Genomic DNA, 24876 nt, shown 5'->3' with positions numbered 1-24876 from the left:
TGAATAATTCACCGCGACAGCAACCGGTCATTCACTCATTCACTCATTCAATCAATCATCGCACCGGCGAGCCGGTCATTCAGTCATTCATTAAATGAAAAAAATACTAACATACCTAACCGTCATCGCCCTCCTCGCCAGCTCCTGCGACAAGGGCTTTGAAGATGTCAACAAAAATCCCGTCCAGGCCACGAGCGTGGATCCGGCTTATTTGTTTTCCAATGCGCAATTCGGCTCGGCCATTGCGACGCAGAATTATCAGTTGCAGATCGTGCAGCAAATCAACACGCCTTACACGGGAGTGCTCGAAGGCGGCAATCACAATGCGGTTTCCGATCCTAATTCCAACGCCAATTTCAACTCACTATACTTGCAAAATGGCCCTGTGAACTTGCTGACGACGGTTATTGCACAAACAAAGGATAATCCGGGACGAAGCAATTTGTATAACATGTCGCGGATCTGGAAGGCTTACGTGTTCATGGTATTGGTAGACACATATGGTGATGTGCCCTATTTTGAGGCAGGCAAAGGCTTTCTGGAAGGCATCAATCTGCCTAAATATGACGACCAGAAGCTGATTTACGATGACATTTTAAAAGAGCTCGAAGAAGGAACAAAAGGTCTGGACGCAACAAAAGCGCTGGAATCCGGGGATCTTTTTTATAAAGGAAACATTGCGCAGTGGAAAAAGCTTGGTAATTCACTGCTGCTGCGTGCAGGAATGCGTTTTTCTAAACTGGATGTGGCCCGGGCAAAAAGTATCGTTGCCAAAGCTGTGGATCCGGCCAATGGCGGTTTGATCGGCTCCAATGCGGATAATGCTTTCATTGCCTTTAACAGCACATTCAATCATCCGCTGGCGAATTACTTCCAGGGAACTGAACGCGGAAACGTTTATCTGGGCAAAGCATTTGTGGATGCGCTTAAAGCAACAAACGATCCCCGGTTGCGCGTGATTTCTGTCAAATACGAAACACCGGGCAATCCGATTGCAACAGCCGGAGCAGAAGATACAGCGCCTGCCAACCAGGACGGAATGCCTTATGGTTACAATGAATCCACCATTGCCAATGCACCTGGCTTCCCTGGCAAAATAGGCTCTGCGTTTAAGTATTCACAAATTAACCGCAAAACCCTGGGCAAAATTGATGCACCCGAGTTCTTTATTACTTACTCACAAACATTGCTTTTGCAAGCCGAAGCCGTTCAGCGCGGATGGGCAACAGGCAATGTGAAAGAGCTTTACGAGGCGGGCGTAAAAGCGCACATGGCACAACTGGCGAGTTATGACGTTGCGGCCAGCATAAGCGCAGCGAACCAGGATGCTTACATTGCTGCGCAACCATTTATGGCGGCAAAAGCTTTGGAACAGATCAACACCCAATACTGGATCTCGTCATTCCTCAATGGGTCCGAAGCATGGGCCAATTTCCGGAGAAGCGGCTTTCCAACATTGCCGGTCAATAACTATCCGGGTAAAGATCCTTCCGTTAAAACATTCATCCGCAGACTAGTGTATCCGGTTCGCGAAAGGTCGGTTAATGAGGTCAATTATAATGCTGCTGTTGCCCGAATGGGCCCTGATGAACTGGGAACGCCTGTTTTTTGGGATAAATAAAACCAATGATAATATTTTTAGTTACAACCAACCCTTATACTTATGCTTAAAAAAAATCTGTTTACAGGATCGCTCCTTCTCCTGGCCCTGGCCACGCAAGCGCAGTCCATCTCACCCACGCCAGATCAGATCAAAGCTTACACGTCGGCGTGGAAAGGTGAACGCTCTGCGGACGGCCGCCCCAAAGTGTCAGATGCGATCCTGGCGAGATTGAAGAACATTTCCATGGAAGAAGCCTGGGGTGTTTTGAGAAACAAAGGCTATCATAACCAATTTGAGGGTGAATGGCAGCTGATTTACCCCGACAGCGCCATGACAGGGCGCGTAGTAACAGCGCAATATGTTCCCTCCCGCCCGGATTTGGAGGCTTTGGTAAAAGAGACCGGCAAAAAAGAGGGCCGTGTACAAACGGGCGGCACCAATTCATGGCCCATCGACGTGCTTAAAGACGGCGACGTCTACGTGGCAGACGGTTATGGAAAAATTGCCGACGGAACATTGATCGGGGATAATTTGGGAAATTCCATTTATGCCAAATCAAAGCGCGGTGTAATTTTCTACGGCTCGGTGCGCGACGTGGAAGGATTGAGTGAGATCAAAGGTTTTAATGCATGGATGAAAGGCCAGGACCCTTCTTACATTCAGCAAATGATGCTTACTAACATAAACACGCCTATCCGCATCGGTCGTGCGATCGTGCTTCCGGGTGACGTGGTTTTAGCTAAAAAATATGGCACGATCTTCATTCCCGCACATTTAGTGGAAGAGCTTGTGCTAACGTCAGAAGTAACTGCCTTGCGTGATGAGTTTGGTCATTTAAGATTAAAAGAAGGAAAATATACACCCGGTGAGATTGATACAAAATGGTCTGACGTGATCCAGAAGGACTTTTTGAATTGGGTGAACAATTATCCGGGAAAGCTTCCGATGACAAAGAAAGAACTGGACGATTATCTGAAACAAAGAAATTACTAAGGCCAAATGCCAATTTGCTAACGTCAAAACTAACACTAATGAAAAGCATTTTAACAGACATCATTGCTTCTAACAAACAAGTTGAACAAGCCGAGAAAGTGGCAACCGCTGCTGAGATGAACAACCCTGCGACGAAGGACAGCCGCCGTAACTTTTTGCGGAAAACGGCCGTGGGCGGGATGGCATTGGGCGGGTTCATGTCCATGTCAACCGAGGACACCATTGCGCAGGCAACTTCCAAGGTGAACCGTGCTTCCAAGCCCTCTGAATTGAAAATCACCGACTTGCGCTATTGCATTGTACAAAATGTGGGACGCACGCCGATCATCCGCATCGATACCAACCAGGGAATTTACGGTTTGGGCGAAGTGCGCGATGGTGCTGACGAGCGTTATGCATTGTTTTTGAAGGCCCATTTATTGGGACAAAACCCCTGTAATGTGGAACAGCTTTTCAAATCGATCAAACAGTTCGGTTACCATGGCCGTCAGGCAGGTGGCGTTTGCGGAGTTGAAATGGCGCTTTGGGATCTTTGCGGAAAGGCTTATAATGTGCCTTGCTGGCAGCTTTTGGGCGGTCGTTACCGGGACAAGGTGCGGCTTTACGCGGATACGCCGGAATCCAATGATATTAATGAGTTCAAGGAAAAAATCAAGTTCCGGACGCAGGATCAGGGTTATACGTGGTTGAAAATGGACGTTTCGATCGGGATGCTGCGCAATAAGGAGAATAGCGTTGTGAACAACAAGTTCTGGGGCGGCGGCTTTTCGCAATGGGCGGGCGATTACCATTCCTATGCAAACACCAAACACCCATTCACAGCGATCCAGATCACACCGAAAGGCTTGGATGAAATGGCAAAGGTCGTGGAAGACGTACGCAGCGTTGTGGGCTACGAAATTCCGCTTTCCACTGACCATTATGGCCATTTTGACTTAAATAACGGCATTCGCCTGGGTAAAGCTTTGGATAAATATCGCCTCGCCTGGCTGGAAGACATGGTGCCCTGGGAATATACAGACCAGTGGAAAACCATTTCAGACGCATTGGAAACGCCCACATTAACGGGCGAAGACATTTATCTGAAAGAAGGCTTCAAAGCACTGATCGATAAACGTGCCGTGGACATTGTACACCCCGATCTGGCATCTTCGGGTGGCTTGCTGGAAACCAAACGCATCGGTGACTATGCCGAGGATAACGGGATTGCGATGGCGATGCACTTCGCCGGAACGCCAGTCAGCTTCATGGCTAATGTGCATTGCGCAGCCGCTACACAAAACTTCCTGGCTTTGGAACACCATTCCGTGGATGTGACCTGGTGGGAAAGCCTGGTAAAAACAACCGACGGCCGCAAACTCATTGACAAAGGTTACGCGCCTGTACCGCTGGAAGCGCCGGGACTCGGCATTGAATTGAACGAAGAGGAAGTTAAGAAACACTTGAATCCAAAGGATAAAAGTTTCTTCGCACCAACCCCGGATTGGAACGAGAAACGCTCTCACGACCGGTTGTGGAGCTAAACGATCGCAAAAGGGGTTTCCAATCTTAACGGTTTGGAAACCCTTTTTTAGCTTTTATTCGCTATTTTGCGTTCTTCACACTCATTACTGACGATGAAGAATCTCCGCAATGTACTTTTCTACACGATTACAATTGGTGTCTTTTCTGCTTTACTTTATTTCTTTATCCGGCAAGGCCAAACACTCGAAAACGCTGATCAACTGGCCAATAACCCTGTTCCAACAACATCTTCCTGGGACCAGTTCTTAGACACTTTCAACCATAACCTCACTCATCCGCTTGCCACGCTGCTCTTGCAGATCATTACCATCATTTTAGTAGCAAGGGTTTTCGGTTGGCTTTGTAAATCTATCGGTCAGCCTACCGTAATCGGTGAAATTGCAGCCGGTATTTTCCTTGGGCCTTCGCTGCTTGGCATGTATTTTCCTGAATTTTCAACCTTCCTTTTTCCCGTGCAGTCGCTGGGTAATTTGCAGTTTTTAAGCCAGGTCGGGTTAATTCTCTTCATGTTTATCATTGGTATGGAGCTGGACCTGAATGTTTTAAAGACCAAAGCACAGGAAGCCATCGTGATCAGTCATGCGAGCATTATTCTGCCATTTGCATTGGGCGTAGGACTTGCACTTTACATATATCAGCAATTTGCGCCCGACGGCATCAGCTTTTTATCATTCTCACTTTTCATTGGTATAGCCCTGAGTATCACAGCATTTCCGGTATTGGCGCGGATTGTTCAGGAACGCGGGCTGTCGCGCACGAAGCTCGGCATGATGGTGATTACCTGCGCCGCCACCGATGACATTACTGCCTGGTGTATCCTGGCCGCCGTAATCGCGATCGTAAAAGCGGGCGATTTTATAAGCTCTGTTTATACGATCATCCTGGCCGCCGCATATGTGGTATTCATGCTGAAAGTGCTCAAACCGGTGCTGAAACGCATTGGTGACCATTATTCCTACCGCGAAGGATTGACCAAGCCGGTGGTGGGTCTGTTTTTCCTGGTGCTGATGTTTTCTGCCTATTGCACGGAAGTAATCGGCATTCATGCGTTATTCGGCGCATTTATGGCGGGTGTGATCATGCCGGCAAACCAGAGCTTCCGCAATATTTTCATTGAAAAAGTGGAAGACGTTTCCATGGTGCTGCTCTTGCCGCTGTTCTTTGTTTTTACGGGTCTGAGAACACAAATCGGGTTGCTGAATGATCCTTATCTGTGGGAAATTACGGGCCTGATCATTGCTGCCGCAGTCACGGGAAAGTTCATCGGAAGCGCCGTTGCGGCACGTTTTGTAAACCAATCCTGGCGCGACAGCCTCATTATCGGGTCATTAATGAACACCCGCGGGCTGATGGAGCTGGTTGTGCTGAACATTGGCTACGACATTGGCGTCCTGTCCCCCGAAATCTTTGCGATGATGGTGATCATGGCACTCGCTACAACTTGTATGACCGGCCCGGCACTGGATCTGATCGACCGCTTCTTTCCGGAGAAAAAATGGGAAGCATCAGGAGAAACGGGGCCCGATTCCAGATTTTCCATACTCATTGCATTTGCCAGCCCGCAGGGCGGAAGGAAAATGCTTCGTTTGGCTTATCATTTTCTACAAAAACAACTCGCTTCGCACCACATTACCGCTTTGCATCTTTCTCCAAGCAGTTATCTTAATCAGGTCAACACCGAAGAATACCAGTTGGAAACATTCAGGCCGATAACCGAAGAGGCTGCCACACTGGATACGCAGTTTGTCTCTCTTTTTAAACCTTCCCAGAACATTGAGCACGATATAATTGAAACTGCGAATGCCGGAGAGTACGACATGTTAATGATTGGAATCGGCCGTACGGTCTTCGAAGGAACATTCCTGGGCAAGATTTTGGGATTCACTTCAAAGATCATCAGTCGCGAAAGGCTTTTTGACACCATAACAGGAAAAGAGAAACTCTTTCATGCAGATGTCTTTGACGAGCGTACCACCAACATTATCAAGACAGTAAAGATCCCGCTGGGTATTCTGATCGAAAAAAATCTGACCAAAGTCGAAAATATATTTATCCCCATTTTCTCTCCGGAGGATATAGTAGTGTTTCAATTTGTAAGGAAGCTAGCATTACACCCGAACATCAAACTGGCCCTTATGGACCCCACCAATGCCGCAAGCCAATCCCCTGAAATTCAGTCCGAACTGGAAGCGATTGGTAACTTTGACAATGGACGGATCAGGGTGCTGGATGAGAATGTTCTCGAAAAAGATTTCCTGCAGGAGAAAGATCTCATGATCATCAGCCTCGACAGCTGGAAAAAGGCCGTTGAGTCTCACAGCCTTTGGTTGTCGCATTCACCCTCAGTTTTGATCGTGCGGGGATAAGTGTTTATTTTACGTAAGCGACGACAGCATTCCGAACATATGATATCCCAGATTAAGAATAGCAAAATTTTCAGTTCCATTAATCCCCAGACGATCCTTTTCTTCTTTCATAATTTCTTTATCAATGTGGGTACAACGCTGGTCTATGTCTCGGCCAACGTTCTTTTGCTCGAAAATCATCCCGAATATTCCCTGCCCATTGCTTATGTGGCGGCGGCGATTGCTGTAATGGCCGCTGGAAAGGTCTATGAACATTTCGAGCATCACCTGGTCCTGAAACGGCTGAGTCTGGGCACAATGTTGTCTTCACTTTTAATGGTGGTGGTGGTGATGGGCCTGCTTTGGGCTGGTCATGGCATTGCGACGGCGATCGCCATTATGGTGGGTTACCGGATCATTTACCTGCTCATTAATCTGGAATTCTGGGGCTTATCTGCATTGGTTTTTGATGTGCGTCAAAGCAAAAGGCTGTTCAGCGTCATTGGTTCTGGTGATATGCCTGCCAAAGCGCTGGGTGCTGTTTTGGCCGTTTTGATCCATTCTCCCTCGGTTCTAATGATCTTGCTGGTCATTTCCCTGGTGTTTTTTGCGCTGGCCTTTTACACCCAGATCCTGACATTCAGGTTCACCGAAATTCCCAATCCGCATCACGCCCGGCCGAGACAGATTTCGGCCTCGGATTCAAAGATCATTCAGAAATATTTCGGTGGAAATAAGCTCCTCACCTCGCTTTGCCTGGGCATGGTGCTCGTTGCCGCCGCTGCAACCTGGATCGAATATCACTTTTTTGTCAATGTCAAATACAAATTCCATAGTCAGCACGATGTAATTGGCTTTGTAGGAACATTATTATCAGTCACTTATGTGATTGCTACATTTGTAAAACTGATTTTTTCGGGTAAAACGGTTGAACGGTTTGGCGTGAAGCTTACACTGTTCCTATTGCCGCTGACCACCATTGTGATATCGCTTGGTTTGCTCATTTCATCCTATTTCAGAAAAGACGAACCTTCTTTACTGGTCTACTACTGTGCAGCTTACCTGCTTTTTGAACTGGTCAGGCGAACCATTTTCGATCCTGTTTTTCTTGTGTTATTCCAACCGCTTTCAACCAAAACGCGGTTAAAAGGCCATACATTGGCCAAAGGCCTGTTTGAACCATTGGGTATGCTGATAGCGGGCGGTTTGCTATGGATCATTTACACGCAAAAACTCAGCAACATCAGCCTTACATTCGATCTCTCCCTCCTGTTTGCTGTGGCGGCGCTGCTTATTTTCCGGAAAGCATACGGGCATTACATTCAGGAATTGAAAAATGCGATCAGCAAAAGGTTCATAAGGAGCGGTGAAATGGCATCTCCATCCGAAGCATTGCCTATCATCACGGAGAATTTGAAGAGCGAACGAAAGGAAGAAGTCCTCAACGCGATCGATTGGCTGGCTCGCAATAAGGAATCCGTTTTCCGCAAAAACGTTGATTTGCTGCTCAAAAATCCAATCACGGCCGTTCGCCTGAAAACATTGCAAACCCTTGCGGGACTTGAAAAACCGGAGCTTTCAGATACATTTCTTAAATACATTGAGACCGAGCCGGACACGGCTTGCCAAACGCTGGCCGTCAGAATTGCCGCTTCAAAATCCCAGTTGACAGACGAGCAACTGGCCCGATTTCTGGCGCATGAAGATCTGGACATCGTAAAAGGATCGATTTTGGGAAGTTGGGAAGCTGGCAAAGCATTGCCGCTTATTCACGGCACATTACGCCGGCTATTCCTGTCGGAGCAGGAAGATGCGCAGTTGATTGCATTGGATTGTGTGAAAACCACGGGACTGAAAGCGCAGGAAGAATTTGTAAAAACCTGCCTCCGCAACGGCTCGGAAAAAGTTCGGAACTATGCTTTGGAAGTGGCCGCAACCGTGGGCTCACCCCAGCTTTTACGTGAATTGAAACCGTTACTCACCGGCTCATTGTCCAGGCAAACCGTGGCTTCGCTGATCAAATCCGGCGACTCGGGTATCAGCATTGTGGAAGAGTGGCTGCACAATGATCTGTCCCAGGAGCGCATTCATACGCTCATAAGAGTTGCAGAAAAAACAAAGCACGAATATATACTTCAAATACTTTTTAAACTTATTAAAAATATTTACCATAATATAAATTTGATAAGTTCAGAAAGTAACGTACATTTTAAAAACATTGATACTTATATCCATCGGGCAGCGCTGAAAGCATTGACCAATTACTCGTTAATGGCTGACTATAAGCAAATTATTTCTGAGTTCGTTGAAAAGGAATTGTTTCATGCGTCTATGCTTTTGAGCGGCATGGACGAAAACGAAGCGGATGAAGCCTGGAACAACACATTGGATTATGAACTCGAACTGACAAGCCAGCGACTTTTTTATCTGTTTATGATGCAGTATGATAAGGACGCCGTGCAGAATGCCTGGAAGGGAATCAGACATGCGTCACGCGAAAAAAGGGCCAATTCTCTGGAAATGATCGAGAGCCTTTTGCCCCGCGTGCTGTATCCTTCCTTACATGCATTGTTTGAAAATATCCCCATTCAAAAAAAGCGTGAGGCATTGCGCCAGTACATGGGAAACCAGGAATCCGGCGTATCGCTGATCCCTTACATTTTGACACAAAAAGAAAAATTATTTACGGAATGGACCATTGCATTGGCCATCGCCAAAAGCAATGATCAGAACGATCTTGCGCTGATAGCAAATCTTCACACCCATTCTTCGCGTCTTATCCGGGACGCAGTTCGCATTAAATTGGCAACAAACGCGGATGCTTCGATCCTTAATCTCACAACAAATCCTATGAAACACGCAGAAACTTCCCAGCAAATTTCAGAAATGGAACGAGTGATTGTTTTGAAAAACACACAACTTTTTGCCCAAACTCCCGAAAACGTGCTCAGCTCGATTGCGCCGATCATGAAAGAAATCACGTATAGCGACAGCCAGGAAATTTTTGCGAAAGGAGATCCGGGTGATTCCATGTATATTATTTATACGGGGCAAATTGGCATTTACGATGGGAAAAAACAGCTCGCATTATTTGATAAGGGCGAGATTTTTGGGGAACTGGCCTTACTCGATACTGAGCCAAGATCGGCAACAACTGTTGCAGAAACAGATACGCTGGTTTTCCGCATTGATCAGGAGGATTTCTTCGAACTAATGGAAGAACGCGACGAGATCCTGAGGAATGTGCTGCGCATCCTCTGCCAGCGGATCCGTGCGCAGAACGAGAAAATGCGCTTGTTATAATAATGTTTTCAGGTTCGTCTGCTTAGGAAGCTCCCGCAGGCGCTGCGCCGATGCGGTCCAGTATTTGTGCGCGCCAATGAATTTTACCTGTATGGCATTCCAGGCGTCGATATCGGTTACCATATCTCTGGCTTTAAGCTCCCTGTATAATGTTTCGGCAATGGGTTCAAAGTCTGCGCGGCCCAGATAATCCAGGTCAGCGTCACAAACGATTTGTTCCAAATGTGTTTTCGGACTTTGGGGAATTTGTGTCGCCATGATCATTCCGCAAATGGTTTCGATCTGTTCGGGACTGTAACCGAAACGGGGCAATGCTTCGCGGGCGATCCTGCACCCTTCCTGCTCATGCTCCTTGTATGTGTACATGAAGCCGGCATCGTGATACAAGGCCGCTGTTTTCAGCAGATCCCGCTCCTCCCTGTCCGTAACGCCTTCCAGATTGGCCAGGTGCAATGCGGCATTGGCAACGTCCAGCGTGTGGTGCAAACCGTGATAATAAAGTGTGTCCGACAACCTCCGCCGAAACTGATCGACGATAAAAACTTCTGCTTTTTCAACATTCATGGCTATTCCAGAACTTCGTAGATCTTGACGGGATTTGCCTTATTTTTAAGCACAACCTCTCCCACCAGATTACAATTAAATGCTTCCTTAACAGCAAGGTAAGCAGATTCGGGCAGTAAAACCTGACCTGGTTTTGCCGCATTTTGCAGACGTTGGGCAACATTAACAGCGTCGCCGATGACCGTATAATCCAGCCTTTTCAGTGCCGCAGAACCAATGTTCCCCGAGACCATTTCGCCGGAATTAATGCCAATGGACACCTTTGGAAAATAACCCGAATGCCCTTCACGCTCTTCCTTAAAATTATTGATCTGGTTTCTGACGGCCAGCGATGTTTCAATAGCACGGTCCAAATGATATTCACCGCGAAAAACGGCCATAACCGCGTCTCCCATGAATTTATCGACCAGGCCGCCTTGCGCAATGATTTCTTTGACCATTACATCAAAATACTTGTTGATGAGTTTCACCACCAGATCTGCCGGTTCGTTTTCGGAAATGGAAGTGAACCCGCACATGTCCATAAAAACGACCGTTGCTTCAATGTTCTCGCTCGTCATCAGCGATCTTTCAAAAGTATCCTGCGTCATAAATTGGAGGACGGAAGAATCCACATACATGCGCAAAATATCATTTTCACGAACGGCTTTCAGCGTTTCCCGCAGCTGCGCCACATAGGTAAGCGTCTTCTCCATTGTGACTTCAAGATCCTTAAAATCAATGGGTTTGGTAAGAAAGTCAAATGCGCCCCGGTTCATGGCCGTGCGAATGTTGTCCATGTCGCCGTAAGCAGACACGATCACCGATTTGAGGATCGGGCTCAGCTCACCCAGGCGGATGAGCAGCGTCAGTCCATCCATCTCGGGCATATTGATGTCACTCAGCACCATGTCCGTATCAGGGTGCTCTACGAGTGCTTCGAGGGCCTTATAGCCGTTTTCGGCGAAGATAAATTCGTATTCCTGCTCGCGGATCTGTCGTCTGAATTTCTGCTTGATCAGCAATTGCAGATCTGCTTCATCATCCACAACCAGTATTTTGGCTTTCATAGGGTTTTCAGCAATTTCTCTTTTAATTCAACAAAATTGACAGGCTTCGTCAAAAAATCATCCGCTCCAAGCTGCATTGCCTGATCATGGTTGTTGCTATCGCCATAAGCCGTTATCATCATCACTTGCGGCGGTGCGGCAGGGAAGTCTTTACGGATCGTCTTCAACAACTCTATACCGCTCATGCCCGGCATATTAATATCCGACAGGATCATGACCACTTCGGAAGGATGCTCAGCCATAAAATGCAGCGCTTCCTCACCTGAAAAAGCAAATGAAAATTCAAACTGTGCGCTACGGATCTCCTTCCTGAATTTTTGTTCAAAAAGCGACTTAACGTCTTCCTCGTCATCCACTACAAGTATTTTCATATTTAAATCAGTAAAGCGCTGACCTAATCAGGCGATTGGAATTGTAATTTTGAACTCGGTTTTTTCTCCCGGAATGGTCTCCACGTCCAGCATTCCGTTGTGGGCATTGGTAATGATATCATAACTCATTGAAAGGCCCAGCCCTGTGCCCTGCCCTGTTGGCTTCGTCGTGAAGAACGGCTGAAATATCTTGGCTTTTACCTGATCCGGCATGCCCGTGCCATTGTCGGTAACCCTTATATAGAGCTTGCCGGCGAACATTTTGGTGGAAATTTTCACTTCCGGCTTATAATCATTCAGCTTGCCGGCCTCGGTCAACATTCGTTTTTTCTCGGCTACGGCGTAAAATGCATTGGTAAAAAGATTCAGAAAAACCCTTCCGAGATCCTGCGGCATCACCATGACTTTGCCAATGTTCGGATCAAAGTCGGTAACCAATGCTGCATTAAATTCCTTGTCCTTGGCGCGCAAGCCGTGATAAGCAAGCCGCATATATTCGTCTGCCAATGCATTGATCTCCACCGCTTCCTTCTCGCCCGAGGAAGCGCGGGAATGCTGAAGCATTCCTTTCACAATCGAATCTGCGCGTTTACCGTGGTGCGTTATCTTTTGCTGGTTTTGGCTCAGATCGGCGATAATGCCTTTGATATAATCTTTATCCTCATCGGAAATCGCTGTTTTGTCCACTTCTTCTTCCAACTCCTGGCAAAGCTCAACAGACACCTCAGAAAAGTTGTTGACAAAATTCAGCGGGTTTTGGATCTCGTGCGCAATGCCTGCAGTAAGCTCACCGAGCGAGGCCATCTTTTCACTCTGGATCAACTGGTTCTGAGTCGATTTCAGGTCTTCGATCGCTTTTTGCAGTTCTTCTTTTTGTGCCGTGAGTTCCATTGTGCGCTCAGCAACAAGATATTCCAGTGATTCCTTTTGCGCCTTGCTTGCCATTTCTTCACGCAGCCGGTCTTCCCGTTCTTTTAAAAGGATTTTTCGTTGCTTCTGAGCATAAAACCAGATGACGAAGCATAGTACAAATGCAAAAGAAGTGGCAATGTTGAACCAGTCGTCGTAATCCTCATAAAATTTCGGAGCTGCAACTTCCAGTATATCACTGATGATGGATATGGCTACAAATGGAATAACAGACTGAGTAACTGACCTGATCGGACTAAAATCTTCTTTGGTGTAAAGAATGTAGATGATCAGGATCATGAAAACATGCCAGATCCAACTGAACCAATCCGGGGTGTCCGACACATAGTAAGTCGCAATTAATGCAATGCTCACATATCGGCCTATCAGCAATGTGCGGTCCCAATCCGGAAGGCTGGTACTTGTATGCAATGATGACCGAACATACTGGATCAGGAAGAACGAAACGAGAAAGTAATCCATGCAGGTTCTACGGTGCTGTTTTTTCCGTTTTTAAGAATGTCAATTTAACAGCAAAGTAATTATTTTCACGGATTTTCTTACATTAAGGTGAAATAGGAATTTATCAGATCAGGGATGTCGCACACCCATCAGTTCACCATCTTGCTAAGTCAGAGAGTCTTGCTATTTGGCTTGCTGGCGCTTTCTTTCGTCGCACACGGAGCAACGATCCGGGAAATATCTTCGCCCGATGGAAAAACAAAGCTTTCCGTTAATATTGACAAGACAGTAAGCTACGCCATTTCCTACGACGGCGCCCCGCTGCTCGCGCCTTCACAGATTGACCTTGTTCTAGGAAATGAAGGCAAATTGTCCGATCGGCTGAACAAACCGAAAGTGACCACGAGGTCGGTGAATGAGGTCATTGTTTCGCCGGTCCCTGAAAAACGCAAGCATATTCCTGACGTTTACAATGAAATATCGTTTCGCTTTTCCGCGCCGTTCCGGCTCACTTTCCGGGTTTACAATGATGGTGCAGCCTATCGGATCGAGACATTTTTCAAAGATTCGATCATTGTGAAGAATGAATTGGCAGCATTCAATTTTCCCGACAACCCGCATTTATATTTCCCGGAAGTGGTCCGGCGAGGGAATCAGGACCAGTTTCACACGAGTTTCGAGGAGCCTTACCAAATCAAAACATTGGATAGCGTCTTGGCTAAAAACCTTTGCTTTACGCCTGTTTTGCTCGCGGCAGGGAATTCACCCAAGATAATCATCACCGAATCGGACCTGGAATCGTATCCGGGAATGTTTTTAACCGGGACCGGAAAGAGCACGCTGCTGGGAGCGTTCGCCCCATATCCGAAAGCGGAAAAAGTGCTGGCAGGTGAATACTCGCAGGTTTATGTTTCCGAACGTGAAGATTTTATTGCCAAAACAAAAGGAACGCGTGCATTTCCCTGGCGCGTAATCCTCATTGCACCGGAAGACAGAATGCTTCCCGAAAACGATCTGGTTTATCGGCTTGCCTCGCCTTCCAGGGTTCCCGATCCGTCATGGATAACGCCGCGAAAATCAACTGAAGAATGGATTATTACCGAAAATTTGTTCAATGTTCCTTTCAAGAGCGGCATTAATACCGAAACCTATAAGTATTACATTGATTTCGCGAAACAGTTTGGTTTCGAGCAGGTTCTGATGGACGCGGGATGGAGCGATAACAATGATCTCTTCAAGATCACGCCGTCGATCAATATGGAGGAAATTGTTGCTTACGCGAAATCCAAGCAAATCAAGCTGGGCATGTGGACACTGGCCATGACGCTCGATAAACAAATGGAGCCTGCACTGGACCAGTTTAATAAATGGGGCGTAGACTTTATTATGACCGATTTCATTGACCGGGACGATCAGAAAGCGGTTGATTTTTATCATAAAACGGCACAGGCTTGCGCCAACCACAAGATTATGCTGATGTTTCATGGCGCTTTTAAACCCGCCGGCTTCAACCGCACTTATCCGCATGCGCTTACCCGCGAGGCAGTTTTAGGTTCGGAATATAACATTTGGAGTGATAAAGCGACGCCGGATCACAATCTGCTGCTTCCCTTTATCAGAATGACTTCCGGACCAATGGACTACGAACCCGGTCTGCTAAGCAACGGAACCAAAAGCTCGTTTCGACCCATAGCAGAAAATGTGATGTCTTTCGGGACCCGGACGCAGCAGTTGGCCATGTTCGTTGTGTATGAGAGCCCGATCCAGCTTTTCTCCGGAAATCCCTCACAGGGCATGATGGAGCCCGATTTCATGAGCCTACTCGGAAGCATTCCCACAACCTGGGACACCACAATGGTCCTCGACGCAAAGCTGAGCGATTACATCGTTACCGCCCGGAAAAAGGGCAATGACTGGTTTATCGGCGCAATGAATGATCTCACACCGAGAACATTAAATGTGTCACTGGACTTTTTGAAACAACATAAATACGACGCAACGATTTGTGAAGATGGTATAAATGCGGATCGCTATGCTGCGGATTACAAATTGATATCACAGGCAATGGCCTCGACCGATAAGTTACAGATCAAAATGGCGCCAGGCGGCGGGTTTTTGATTCGTTTGAAGGCAAAATGACGCTGGCACGCTACTTCGGAAGTAACGTGCCCGGCTGCCCGGTCCGCTCTGGCTGCCAGCGCATTTTTTACCCTAAACCCCCTCTACTTCAAAATCAGTCGAAACTGTGAGGTCTTGCCAGTCTGCAAGCTCTTTTTGCACGGCTGCGATTTTGCCGTTAGCAATTGCGAAGGCGTCGCTCCCGAGGAACAAGTTCATGGGTGGGTTCGCTTCGGAAACAATGCGGATCATTGCGTCTGCGGCTTTTTCCGGATCACCCGGCTGTTTTCCGTTGATCTCATTCTGATGCGCGTTTTGCGAATCGCGTACTTCCTTATAATCTTCAATTTGGATTTTTGGAAGGCCTATGGACGAATCTGTCAGGAAATTTGTCCTGAAATAGCCCGGTTCCACAATCGTTACATGCACCCCGAACGCCCTTACTTCCTCAGCCAGCGATTCAGAAAGGCCATTAACCGCAAACTTGGTAGCACAATATGCGCCAAATCCGGGAAAACCGCCCATGAATCCGCCAATAGAAGAAATGTTCAAAATATGACCGGAACGTTGGGCGCGGAGATATGGCATCGCCTTGCGGATCACAGTGAAAATGCCGAACACATTCACTTCAAAGTTGTCCCGCACCTCGCTGTCCGAAAGCTCTTCGACGCTGCCCAGCAGCCCATAACCTGCATTATTCACAACCACGTCTATACGGCCAAAATGCGCGACGGTTTTTTCTATTGCTTCCTGCACGCTTGCCTCGCTTTTGAGGTTTGTTGCCAGTGGTAAAAATTGCGTGCTATCATTACCCACCGCCTTTTGCAGATCTTCCAGACTCCTGGAAGTGGCGGCTACTTTGTTGCCGCTCGCAAGCAGTTTTTGAACCAATGTGAGTCCCAATCCTTTTGAAGCACCAGTTACGAACCAAATTTTATCAGTTTCCATCTTTTTGTTTGTTTTAATTTGATGAAACAAAATTAGGTTACCGGCAAAAATCCAACATTGCGCCGTTCAAACAGATGATTGCAAAATTCAAACAATCCGATAAGAAGTGGGTGTCTGACTGGTTTGCTTTTTGAAAAAGTTGTTGAAATGGGCCGGTTCTTCAAATCCCAGACTGTAACTGATCTCCGAAATGTTCCAGTTGGTATGCTTCAAAAGCGCAATCGCTTCACTGGCAATGCGTTCGGCAATGTGCGTTGTGGTTGTTTTGCCCGTCGTTTCGCGAATGGCGCGGTTCAGATGATTGACGTGAACGGACAATTGCTGCGCAAAATCATTGGCAGATCGAAATGTAAAACGCTGCGAAGGCGATTCGATGGGAAATTGCCTTTCCAGCAGCTCCGTAAAAACTGCTGTGATCCTGGAATTGGCATTTGGATGCTGATATAGCGACTCGGACGGCTGCATTTTCATCGCATAATGCACCGTTTCCGTTACATAATTGCGCAGCAGGTCATATTTATACTGATAATCGGAATTAATCTCTTCCAGCATTTTTTCAAAAATTCCCTGAACATGCGCCTCCTGCGCTTCACTGAGCAGGTAAGCCGGTTTTCCGCCGGGTGTAAACATCGGCAAATCACCCAGTCCGTCGCGAATCCTGCCTGAAAAGAAACCCTCGGTGAAAATGCAGAAATAGCCGGAAATGCTGTCAGGGCCGCCTTCCCACGTATAAGGAACCTGCGGATTGAAGAAAATCAGTGTAGGGCCATCCGTTTCGAGGCTTTTATCCGCATAATGGTAAATGTTCTTTCCGCGGATAAGGGTAATTTTGTAAAAATCCTTGCGACTGTATTGGATAGGCGCTGAATTCGGGCCCATGCAATCTTCCAAACGAAAAACATTGAAATGACCAATGTCCTCTTGCAGGTTATCCGGCAGCCAATTAAACTTGTGCTGGTAAAATTCTTCGAGTGTTTCTGAGTTTGCCATAACACGAAGTTACAAAATTCAAATAGAATAGTAGAATGCAAATGATACAACCTTGTTAACCTGTCCCCATTGAGATACATTTATAAACCACTTATGAGATTGACCAAAATCCGACTTTCCCGTACAGGAAGGGCTCTCCGCTTTTCTATTTGTACAATAGTGTTCCTCCATGCCTGCAATATGGCCTTCGCTCAATCCGATCTGAAATTTTGGTATAAACAACCTGCCAGAAACTGGAATGAAGCATTGCCGATTGGGAACGGCCGCATCGGCGCCATGGTTTTTGGAAGGGTTAATGAAGAAATTATCCAACTGAACGAGGAAACACTCTGGTCCGGCGGGCCTGTGAACACAAACCCGAATCCGACAGCAAAAAATTATCTCCCGCAAATCAGGACTGCGCTCGCCAACGAAGATTACAAGCTGGCCGAAGAGCTAACGCAGAAATTGCAAGGGATTTTCACAGAATCGTACGAACCGCTTGGCGATCTGATCATTAAGCAGCAATTTGAGGGACAACCCACCGCCTACAAGCGCGACCTGGACATTTCCAATGCATTGTCTTCCACGACTTTCACAGTTGCAGGTGTTGATTACAGCCGGGAAATATTCATTTCAGCGTCCGATCAAGTGATGATTGTGAAGTTGAAATCGAGTAAAAGAGGTGCGCTGAACTTCACGGCGGCAACGCAAAGTCCGCTATACTATAATAATGTTGTGATTGCTCAGGATCAGGTGGCGATGAAAGGACAAGCACCTGCGCACACGGACCCGAGCTACATGCAAACGATGGAGCAGCCCGTGATTTACAACGATCCTTCCAAATGCAGGGGAATGCGCTTTGAGCTGCGCATGAAAGTGAAGGAATCAGATGGAAAAACCGTCGCAGACGCGCAAGGCCTGCACATTACCGATGCGACCGAAGTGGTGCTGGTTTTATCGGCTGCTACGAGTTTCAATGGTTTTGATAAATGTCCCGACAAAGAAGGAAAAGACGAGTCGCAGATCGCAGAAAAGTATATCACAGCTGCACAAGCCAAGAGCTTCGACGCGCTGAAAAGCGACCATATTGCTGATTATCAGAAGTTTTTCAACCGCGTCAGCCTGGTAATCAATGGTAATCCAAAAACGGATCTTCCCATGGACGAGCGACTGAAAGCTTACACGGAAGGTGCGAAAGATCCTGGCCTGGAATCCCTGTATTTTCAGTTTGGACGTTATCTGCTCATTTCCAGTTCGCGTCCCGGCGGCATCCCGGCCAATTTGCAAGGCATCTGGAACCGCGAAGTGCGCCCGCCTTGGAGCAGTAATTTCACGACCAATATTAATACGCAAATGAATTACTGGATGGTGGAAACGGCCAACCTATCGGAACTGCACACTCCATTAATAGACCTGATCGGCCACATTGCCACAACTGGTAAGGAAACTGCCAAAAATTTCTACGGCGCAAAAGGCTGGACGCTCCATCACAATTCGGATATCTGGGCAACAACCAATCCCGTAAGCGGAAGTCCGTCGTGGGCCAACTGGCCCATGGGCGGCGCCTGGTTATGCCAGCATTTGTGGGAACATTATCAGTTCAGCGGCGATAAAGAATATTTGTCCAAAACAGCTTATCCCTTAATGAAATCCGCCGCAGAATTCTGTCTGGATTGGCTGATTGAAGATAAAAACGGCAAGCTGGTCACTGCTCCCGCAACAACGCCCGAAAACATTTTTCTTACCGAAAAAGGCTTCAAAGGTTCTGTTTCCGTGGCAACAACAATGGACATGGCCATTATCTGGGATCTTTTTACAAACCTGATCGAAGCGTCGGAAAAGCTTGGAACGGATGCGGAATTCAGGCAAATGCTGATTGAAAAACGCAGCAAGTTGTTTCCTATGCAGATCGGCAAAAAGGGGAATTTGCAGGAATGGTATAAGGATTGGGAAGATGTAGAACCCGAGCACCGGCACATTTCGCATTTGTTTGGCCTTTTTCCGGGCAGGCAGATTTCCCCGCTATCGACACCCAATTTTGCAGAAGCGTCAAGAAGAACAATGGAATTGCGTGGCGACGGCGGTACAGGTTGGAGTAAAGGCTGGAAAATCAATGTCTGGGCGCGGTTACTGGACGGAAATCATGCCTATAAGCTGATCCGCGAGCAATTGAAACTCACGGGAGTCGAAGGAACCAATTACGCAAACGGCGGCGGAACCTATCCCAATTTACTCGACGCACATCCACCATTTCAAATTGACGGGAATTTCGGTGGCACATCCGGGATCACCGAAATGTTGCTGCAAAGCCACGACGGCCTCATCAATGTCCTCCCCGCCATCCCCGATAACTGGGCGACCGGCGAGGTGAAGGGAATGAAAGCACGAGGTGGTTTTGAACTGGACATAACCTGGTCCAATGGTGAAATCACACAACTGATCGTCCGGTCCCAACTGGGCGGCAATTGCCGGGTCGGTGTTCCTGGCGCTGTTAAATCCACCTCCAAGGCGTCATTAAAAGCAGCAAAGGGAGATAATGCAAATCCGTTTTACAAAAACATTCAACCCTTGCCAGCGGGGGCGGCCATCGTGAAAGCAGGAAGATTAGCATTTGATTTTCCAACCGAAGCTGGAAAAGAATACGTTTTCAAAGCGAAATAGTGCGCCGAGAATTGCAAGTGGCAACATGCCGACGCAAGGTTGACATCAACTTGAAACGCGGTTTTTATCAACCAGATTGGCCAAAGCCAGCACGATCAGCTGCAATACAGCGAAGGAAATAAACAGCATAGGAATGGAGTCTTCTGGCGGCGGACCGAACATATTATAGAAGTCGGTGAGCAGGAAAAATGCTACCAGCAGCCAGAAGCCCCATTTTCCTTTATTATTGATCGCTTTTGTGTGCTTATAATAAAGGTAAGCTCCGATTGTGAAAATAATTAGTTCGAGGATTATGGTCCCTTCAAGCGAATTCCAGAGTCCCATTCCAACTTTCATGTTGGTAAATGGCGTCAGCGGCAAATCGGCAATGTGCACGACCAGATCCAGAAACCAGTGACTCAAAACGGCCAGGCCTACAATCAGTGCGCTTTTTACATCCTTTTTGAAAAACCAATAAACAAGTCCGGCCAGCAAACCCCACACGATGCCCATGAGCAAACTATGCGTGTAGGGATAATGCACAAAATCAAAGGGCGTGACAACCGTAATGCCGGGCGTAACCTTCACCTGCTCTACATTGAACAGCAGCAGAAACGGCCAAAGAATATCGACGAATTCAACGGCTACGAATAATGTTAAAAGCGAGATTTGGGGAGCCACCTTTTTTACTCCGAACGCTAATCCATAATGACCTATAAACATATACGTGGCTGGTTGATTAATGACTTGGCAAAAGATCTGTTATGAAATAGCCTTTGAAGAAATCCATTGCGTACTTCTCAGTCTTTCTCAAATTTAATCATGCGGCCGCAAACGTCAAGGTTCGTAACAATAATTTAAAACAACTCCCTGATATGTTGCCCGATTCCGTACAAAAGTGTTCGGATGCGGACGATTTGCAAAATTGCAAGTGTCGTAATCGGCTAATTACGAGCATTTTTGTAATTTGGCATATATTTTATACAAAGAACTATGTTATACAATGTACCGATCTGTTAGCCATAAAAATAAAATTTACTCTGCTTTAATTCTCCCGATATTATGTTAAAAAACTATTTAAAAATCGCCTGGCGAAATCTGGTCCGCAACCGCGCCTTTTCCGCCATCAACATTACCGGATTGGCCATTGGCCTCGCATCCTGCATGCTGATCAGCTTGTATGTATTGGACGAGCTTAGCTTCGATCGCTTCCACGAGAAAGGCGATCAGATCGTGCGTGTGGTGTTTAAGGGCGTTATGCAAGGTGGCGAAATGAATGAAGCGCATGTGATGCCACCTACCGCAGCCGCGCTGAAAGCGGACTATCCAGAGGTTTTGGAAGCCACCAGGCTAAGACTAGGCGGCTCGCCACTGATTTTGCTCAACCAAAAATTATATACGGATGACCAGCTCGCATTTGTTGACTCCAATTTCCTGCAAGTCTTTACATTCCCGCTGATTGAAGGCAATCCGAAAACAGCGCTTCTACAACCTAATACAGTCGTTATTTCTAAAAAACTTGCCCAAAAATATTACGGCAAACAGGACGCGATCGGCAAATTACTGACATTTAAAGATTGGAAAACACCTTATACAATTACGGGTGTGATGGAGGAAATGCCGGCACATTCGCACATCCAATTCGATATGCTTGCTTCCATGTCGTCGCTGGAAGATGCTAAATCGACTTCCTGGATGATTTCGGAGTTCTACACCTATCTTGTCTTGCCAAAAGGATACGACTATAAGCAGCTTGACGCTAAACTTCCGCAAACGGTGGATAAATACATGGGCCCGCAGCTAAAACAGGCACTGGGTCTGACCATGGCTGAGTTTCGCAAGAAAGGCAATCACCTTGGATTGTACCTGCAACCATTGACCGAAATCCACCTGCATTCAAATTATCAATTTGACCTGGGTACCAACGGTGATTTGAAATACGTGTACATTTTCAGCGCCATTGCCATCATTATGCTTTTGATCGCATGCATCAATTTTATGAATCTGTCCACCGCAGGTTCGTCCAAACGCGCCCGGGAAGTGGGTGTAAGAAAAGTGATGGGATCTGAAAAGATTGAGCTGGTTGCCCAGTTTTTGATGGAATCCATTTTGTTGACGGGCATTTCACTGGTCCTGGGAACGATCATCTGCCTCGCAGGTTTGCCATTGCTTAATAGTCTTTCAGGTAAAAATCTGGGTTTCAGCTTTGAAGCACTTCCTGCTATTTTGCCTGCATTACTGCTTTTTGGTCTGTTTGTCGGCGTTTTTGCGGGCAGTTATCCTGCCTTTTTTCTTTCATCGTTCAAGCCGATTTCCGTTTTGAAAGGCGGAAGTGCAGTGGTAAAGCTCAATTCCTCAGGCAAAAACATAAGTTTGAGAAGCGGATTGGTGGTTTTTCAATTCTTTGTTTCAATCACCTTAATGGTCGGCGCGACGGTGGTTTACCAGCAATTGAAATTTATTCAAAACAAAAAGCTGGGTTATGATAAGGATCAGGTTCTGGTTGTTCCGGCTTGGGCACTAGGCAAAAATCTGCCTGTTTTTCGGGATGAATTATTGCGTGATTCCCGCGTCAGCAACATTAGTTTATCCGGTTATGTGCCTGCTGGGCCGTCGGATGGCAACAACTATATGATCTCGCCGGAGAACAATTCTTCGCAGCTTTTGAAAACGCTTCGCTATGAGGTCGATTATAATTACCTGGCCACTCTGGGGATGGAAATGGCGCAGGGACGTAACTTTTCGAAGGAATTTGGAATGGATTCAACCGCTATTATACTGAACGAAACAGCCGCAAAAGCACTCGGATGGCAGCATGATGCGCTTGGCAAAATCGTTTCCCGACGTAACAATGAGGGCAAGGGTGAGAACTACCAGGTAATAGGAATTGTAAAAGATTTTCATTTCAAATCCTTGCACGAAAAGATCTCACCCCTTGTGATGACATTGAATCAGGGATATGGCTGGATGATCATCAAAACAAAGAATAAGGAGGTTTCGGGCCTGCTCGCCAAAATGCAAAATCAATGGGACAGTTTCAAACCTGACCTGCCTTTCACTTATTCCTTCCTGGACGAGCGATTTAATGAGACTTACAAAACCGAACAGAAAACCGGACAAATACTAGGTCTGTTCGCGGGATTGACCATTTTCGTGGCTTGTATGGGGCTGTTCGGCCTTGCGATTTTCACCGCGGAACAACGAACGAAAGAGATCGGCGTGCGTAAGGTTTTGGGTGCTTCCGTTGCAGGCATCGTCGCGTTGCTTTCGAAAGATTTTCTCAAACTCGTCATTGTCGCGATCATTATAGCATTGCCCGTTTCGTGGTGGATGATGAGCCGCTGGCTGGAAGATTTTGAATACAAGATCGCCATTTCGTGGTGGGCGCTGGCACTGGTAAGCCTGCTCTCAGTGGCGATAGCGCTGCTTACAGTTTCGTTTCAGTCGGTTAAGGCGGCATTAATGAACCCGGTTAAATCACTTCGTTCGGAATAACCATTCGTCTCTAATTTAAATCTGCATTGTCTGCTAACATGAAAATGGTCGGTTAACCGGCCATTTTTAATATGTAAAATACTAACAGGCAATGAGATACAGGTCTTCTTAAAAAATATTTCTAAATTCCTGTAACCTTTTCCTATTCCTGCAGTTCTCACATCAGGATCACCACAAAAGACAAACCGTTTGAACACGCTGACAGATAATTCACTCATGCTGAGGGTTAAAGCCGGCGATCTGGACAAGATGGGCCTGCTCTTTGAACGGTACAACCGCCCTTTATTCGCATTTTTTTATCATATGACGCACAAAAGGGATGTGAGTGAGGATCTGGTGCAGAATGTCTTTTACAGAATGCTCAAATACAAACATACGTTTACAGGAGAGGGTGAATTTCGAACGTGGATGTATCATTTGGCCAGAAATATCCTGAACGATTCCGTTAAGCAAAACAGGTCGTTTGATCATTATGACGTGAATGAAATGGCTGATAAAATCGGCGGGGGAACATTGGCTGACGAAAGTTTTGAGAAAAAAGAGGACGTCGATTTTCTGCATAAGGCAATGGCCGGGCTAAGCGACGATTTCCGGGAAGCACTTGTATTAAGCCGGTTCCAGGAAATGAAATACGATGAAATTGCGAAAGTTCTGAATATCAACGAGGGAACGGTGAAGGTGCGGGTCCACAGGGCATTGGGAGAGTTGAAAAAAATGTTTTTTACAAATGAAAGACGATAAAGACATGGGTTGCGAACATGCAAAAGATAAACTGGAAGACTGGCTTCACAACGATCTGGACAAGGCGGACCGGCTTAATGTGGAACGACACCTTGCCAGGTGCCTGAGTTGCCAGGAAGAATTTGCGGCTGACAAGCAGCTTTGGGAAAGTCTGGGTAAGATGAAAGTGCCCGAGCCTCGTGAAGAAATGCGTGTCAATTTCTATGCAATGCTGGATAATTTTAAGGCAGCAGAAGAAACCAGCAAGCCATTCTCTTTCCAGGCATGGGTTGAAAAACTGCGTGATTTTGTGCTCCCGCAGTGGACTGTGCAAGTCGCTTTCAGCCTCCTACTCGTTGGGTTGGGCTGGGTGATCGGCCATAAAACAAGCAAAAGCAATGTATCTGCAACGGCCTACCAGCAACAAATTGAAACGCTGGCGACGCAGGTGGAGGATATGAAAAGCACCATGATGCTCGCGCTGATAGAAAATCCTTCCGCAACGGAGAGGCTCAGAGCCGTGGGTTACACGAGCGACATTACGCATGCTGACGAAAAGGTAATTAATGCCCTTTTCACCACATTAAACAACGATGCAAACGTCAATGTGCGCCTCGTGGCATTGGAAGCGCTGACACAGTTTGCAAAGGACGCGGTGGTTCGGGAAGGGCTTGTGAAATCGCTCGCTGTGCAGGATTCTCCGATGGTGCAGGTTGCCTTGGCCGATGTGATGGTGAAATTACAGGAAAAAGGTTCAGTGAAGGAATTGCGGAAGTTACTCCATAAAGAAGGATTGAATGATCTGGTAAAAAACAAGATCGAACAGACAATCAAGGACTTATCTTAAATAAACCATAATC

The 24876-nt window shown here is 46.8% G+C and carries 17 protein-coding genes; 10 read left to right on the top strand and 7 right to left on the bottom strand.

Going from position 1 to position 24876, the window contains the following annotated elements; genetic code table 11:
- Nucleotides 1–94 precede the first annotated feature (94 nt).
- From NFI81_RS05535 to NFI81_RS05515, 5 genes are all read left to right on the top strand, one after another.
- A complete protein-coding gene (locus NFI81_RS05535) occupies nt 95–1621 on the top strand; it encodes a SusD/RagB family nutrient-binding outer membrane lipoprotein (protein ID WP_234613559.1) in 1527 nt (508 codons plus the stop codon).
- Nucleotides 1622–1663: 42 nt separating this feature from the next.
- Nucleotides 1664–2596 carry an RraA family protein gene (locus NFI81_RS05530; protein WP_234613561.1) on the top strand — a complete coding sequence of 311 codons (933 nt, stop codon included), beginning with the start codon at nt 1664–1666 and terminating at the stop codon, nt 2594–2596.
- Between the two features lie 38 nt (nt 2597–2634).
- Entirely contained in the window at nt 2635–4119 is a 1485-nt protein-coding gene (locus tag NFI81_RS05525; RefSeq protein ID WP_234613562.1) for a mandelate racemase/muconate lactonizing enzyme family protein, read from the top strand.
- Nucleotides 4120–4212: 93 nt separating this feature from the next.
- Entirely contained in the window at nt 4213–6486 is a 2274-nt protein-coding gene (locus NFI81_RS05520) for a cation:proton antiporter (RefSeq protein WP_234613563.1), read from the top strand.
- 39 nt (nt 6487–6525) lie between these two features.
- Nucleotides 6526–9768, top strand: coding sequence for a cyclic nucleotide-binding domain-containing protein (locus tag NFI81_RS05515; RefSeq protein WP_234613564.1), 3243 nt, complete (start codon nt 6526–6528; stop codon nt 9766–9768).
- On the opposite strand, the gene NFI81_RS05510 is transcribed toward NFI81_RS05515, so the two are convergent.
- From NFI81_RS05510 to NFI81_RS05495, 4 genes are read right to left on the bottom strand one after another with little or no spacing between them, the layout of a single operon-like run.
- On the bottom strand, nt 9763–10332 hold the full coding sequence (locus NFI81_RS05510; protein WP_234613565.1) for an HD domain-containing protein: 570 nt from the start codon (nt 10330–10332) through the stop codon (nt 9763–9765). The genes NFI81_RS05515 and NFI81_RS05510 overlap by 6 nt on opposite strands.
- A 2-nt stretch (nt 10333–10334) precedes the next feature.
- Nucleotides 10335–11381, bottom strand: a complete 1047-nt coding sequence (locus NFI81_RS05505) for an adenylate/guanylate cyclase domain-containing protein (RefSeq protein ID WP_234613566.1) — start codon at nt 11379–11381, stop codon at nt 10335–10337.
- On the bottom strand, nt 11378–11752 hold the full coding sequence (locus NFI81_RS05500) for a response regulator (protein WP_234613567.1): 375 nt from the start codon (nt 11750–11752) through the stop codon (nt 11378–11380). Before NFI81_RS05500 ends, NFI81_RS05505 begins: the two co-directional genes overlap by 4 nt.
- Before the next feature lie 27 nt (nt 11753–11779).
- Entirely contained in the window at nt 11780–13144 is a 1365-nt protein-coding gene (locus NFI81_RS05495; RefSeq protein WP_234613568.1) for an ATP-binding protein, read from the bottom strand.
- A gap of 114 nt (nt 13145–13258) precedes the next feature.
- Between NFI81_RS05495 and NFI81_RS05490 the strand changes: the two genes are divergently transcribed.
- Nucleotides 13259–15262 carry a glycoside hydrolase family 97 protein gene (locus NFI81_RS05490; RefSeq protein WP_234613569.1) on the top strand — a complete coding sequence of 668 codons (2004 nt, stop codon included), beginning with the start codon at nt 13259–13261 and terminating at the stop codon, nt 15260–15262.
- A gap of 72 nt (nt 15263–15334) precedes the next feature.
- Here NFI81_RS05490 and NFI81_RS05485 read toward each other — a convergent pair whose 3' ends face one another.
- Nucleotides 15335–16189: an oxidoreductase gene (locus NFI81_RS05485; RefSeq protein WP_234613571.1), complete on the bottom strand. Its 855-nt coding sequence runs from the start codon at nt 16187–16189 to the stop codon at nt 15335–15337.
- Nucleotides 16190–16276: 87 nt separating this feature from the next.
- Nucleotides 16277–17179, bottom strand: a complete 903-nt coding sequence (locus tag NFI81_RS05480; protein ID WP_234613572.1) for a helix-turn-helix domain-containing protein — start codon at nt 17177–17179, stop codon at nt 16277–16279.
- Between the two features lie 180 nt (nt 17180–17359).
- Between NFI81_RS05480 and NFI81_RS05475 the strand changes: the two genes are divergently transcribed.
- Nucleotides 17360–19822, top strand: coding sequence for a glycoside hydrolase family 95 protein (locus NFI81_RS05475; protein ID WP_234613574.1), 2463 nt, complete (start codon nt 17360–17362; stop codon nt 19820–19822).
- A 45-nt stretch (nt 19823–19867) separates the two neighbouring features.
- Here the strand turns inward: NFI81_RS05475 and NFI81_RS05470 are convergent, their stop codons facing one another.
- Nucleotides 19868–20524 (bottom strand): metal-dependent hydrolase, encoded by a 657-nt coding sequence (locus NFI81_RS05470; RefSeq protein WP_234613575.1) that lies wholly within the window; start codon nt 20522–20524, stop codon nt 19868–19870.
- Nucleotides 20525–20863: 339 nt separating this feature from the next.
- Here NFI81_RS05470 and NFI81_RS05465 point away from each other — a divergent pair, with 339 nt between their 5' ends.
- From NFI81_RS05465 to NFI81_RS05455, 3 genes are all read left to right on the top strand, one after another.
- Nucleotides 20864–23296, top strand: coding sequence for an ABC transporter permease (locus NFI81_RS05465; RefSeq protein WP_234613576.1), 2433 nt, complete (start codon nt 20864–20866; stop codon nt 23294–23296).
- Nucleotides 23297–23512: 216 nt separating this feature from the next.
- The gene (locus NFI81_RS05460) at nt 23513–24037 is read left to right on the top strand and encodes an RNA polymerase sigma factor (protein WP_234614893.1); all 525 of its coding nucleotides are present in this window, start codon (nt 23513–23515) and stop codon (nt 24035–24037) included.
- Nucleotides 24024–24863 carry a zf-HC2 domain-containing protein gene (locus NFI81_RS05455; protein ID WP_234613577.1) on the top strand — a complete coding sequence of 280 codons (840 nt, stop codon included), beginning with the start codon at nt 24024–24026 and terminating at the stop codon, nt 24861–24863. The genes NFI81_RS05460 and NFI81_RS05455 overlap by 14 nt, the downstream gene beginning before the upstream one ends.
- Nucleotides 24864–24876: the final 13 nt, after the last annotated feature.

It is taken from the genome of Dyadobacter fanqingshengii, from assembly GCF_023822005.2.
Taxonomy (GTDB): Bacteria; Bacteroidota; Bacteroidia; order Cytophagales; family Spirosomataceae; genus Dyadobacter; species Dyadobacter fanqingshengii.
This window is presented reverse-complemented; position numbering and strand designations above follow the sequence as displayed.

Bases quoted from the DNA above. Each gene is read 5' to 3' on its own strand.
- NFI81_RS05535 (WP_234613559.1), top strand. From the start codon at position 95: ATGAAAAAAATACTAACATACCTAACCGTCATCGCCCTCCTCGCCAGC.
- NFI81_RS05530 (WP_234613561.1), top strand. From the start codon at position 1,664: ATGCTTAAAAAAAATCTGTTTACAGGATCGCTCCTTCTCCTGGCCCTG.
- NFI81_RS05525 (WP_234613562.1), top strand. From the start codon at position 2,635: ATGAAAAGCATTTTAACAGACATCATTGCTTCTAACAAACAAGTTGAA.
- NFI81_RS05520 (WP_234613563.1), top strand. From the start codon at position 4,213: ATGAAGAATCTCCGCAATGTACTTTTCTACACGATTACAATTGGTGTC.
- NFI81_RS05515 (WP_234613564.1), top strand. From the start codon at position 6,526: ATGATATCCCAGATTAAGAATAGCAAAATTTTCAGTTCCATTAATCCC.
- NFI81_RS05510 (WP_234613565.1), bottom strand. From the start codon at position 10,332: ATGAATGTTGAAAAAGCAGAAGTTTTTATCGTCGATCAGTTTCGGCGG.
- NFI81_RS05505 (WP_234613566.1), bottom strand. From the start codon at position 11,381: ATGAAAGCCAAAATACTGGTTGTGGATGATGAAGCAGATCTGCAATTG.
- NFI81_RS05500 (WP_234613567.1), bottom strand. From the start codon at position 11,752: ATGAAAATACTTGTAGTGGATGACGAGGAAGACGTTAAGTCGCTTTTT.
- NFI81_RS05495 (WP_234613568.1), bottom strand. From the start codon at position 13,144: ATGGATTACTTTCTCGTTTCGTTCTTCCTGATCCAGTATGTTCGGTCA.
- NFI81_RS05490 (WP_234613569.1), top strand. From the start codon at position 13,259: ATGTCGCACACCCATCAGTTCACCATCTTGCTAAGTCAGAGAGTCTTG.
- NFI81_RS05485 (WP_234613571.1), bottom strand. From the start codon at position 16,189: ATGGAAACTGATAAAATTTGGTTCGTAACTGGTGCTTCAAAAGGATTG.
- NFI81_RS05480 (WP_234613572.1), bottom strand. From the start codon at position 17,179: ATGGCAAACTCAGAAACACTCGAAGAATTTTACCAGCACAAGTTTAAT.
- NFI81_RS05475 (WP_234613574.1), top strand. From the start codon at position 17,360: ATGGCCTTCGCTCAATCCGATCTGAAATTTTGGTATAAACAACCTGCC.
- NFI81_RS05470 (WP_234613575.1), bottom strand. From the start codon at position 20,524: ATGTTTATAGGTCATTATGGATTAGCGTTCGGAGTAAAAAAGGTGGCT.
- NFI81_RS05465 (WP_234613576.1), top strand. From the start codon at position 20,864: ATGTTAAAAAACTATTTAAAAATCGCCTGGCGAAATCTGGTCCGCAAC.
- NFI81_RS05460 (WP_234614893.1), top strand. From the start codon at position 23,513: ATGCTGAGGGTTAAAGCCGGCGATCTGGACAAGATGGGCCTGCTCTTT.
- NFI81_RS05455 (WP_234613577.1), top strand. From the start codon at position 24,024: ATGAAAGACGATAAAGACATGGGTTGCGAACATGCAAAAGATAAACTG.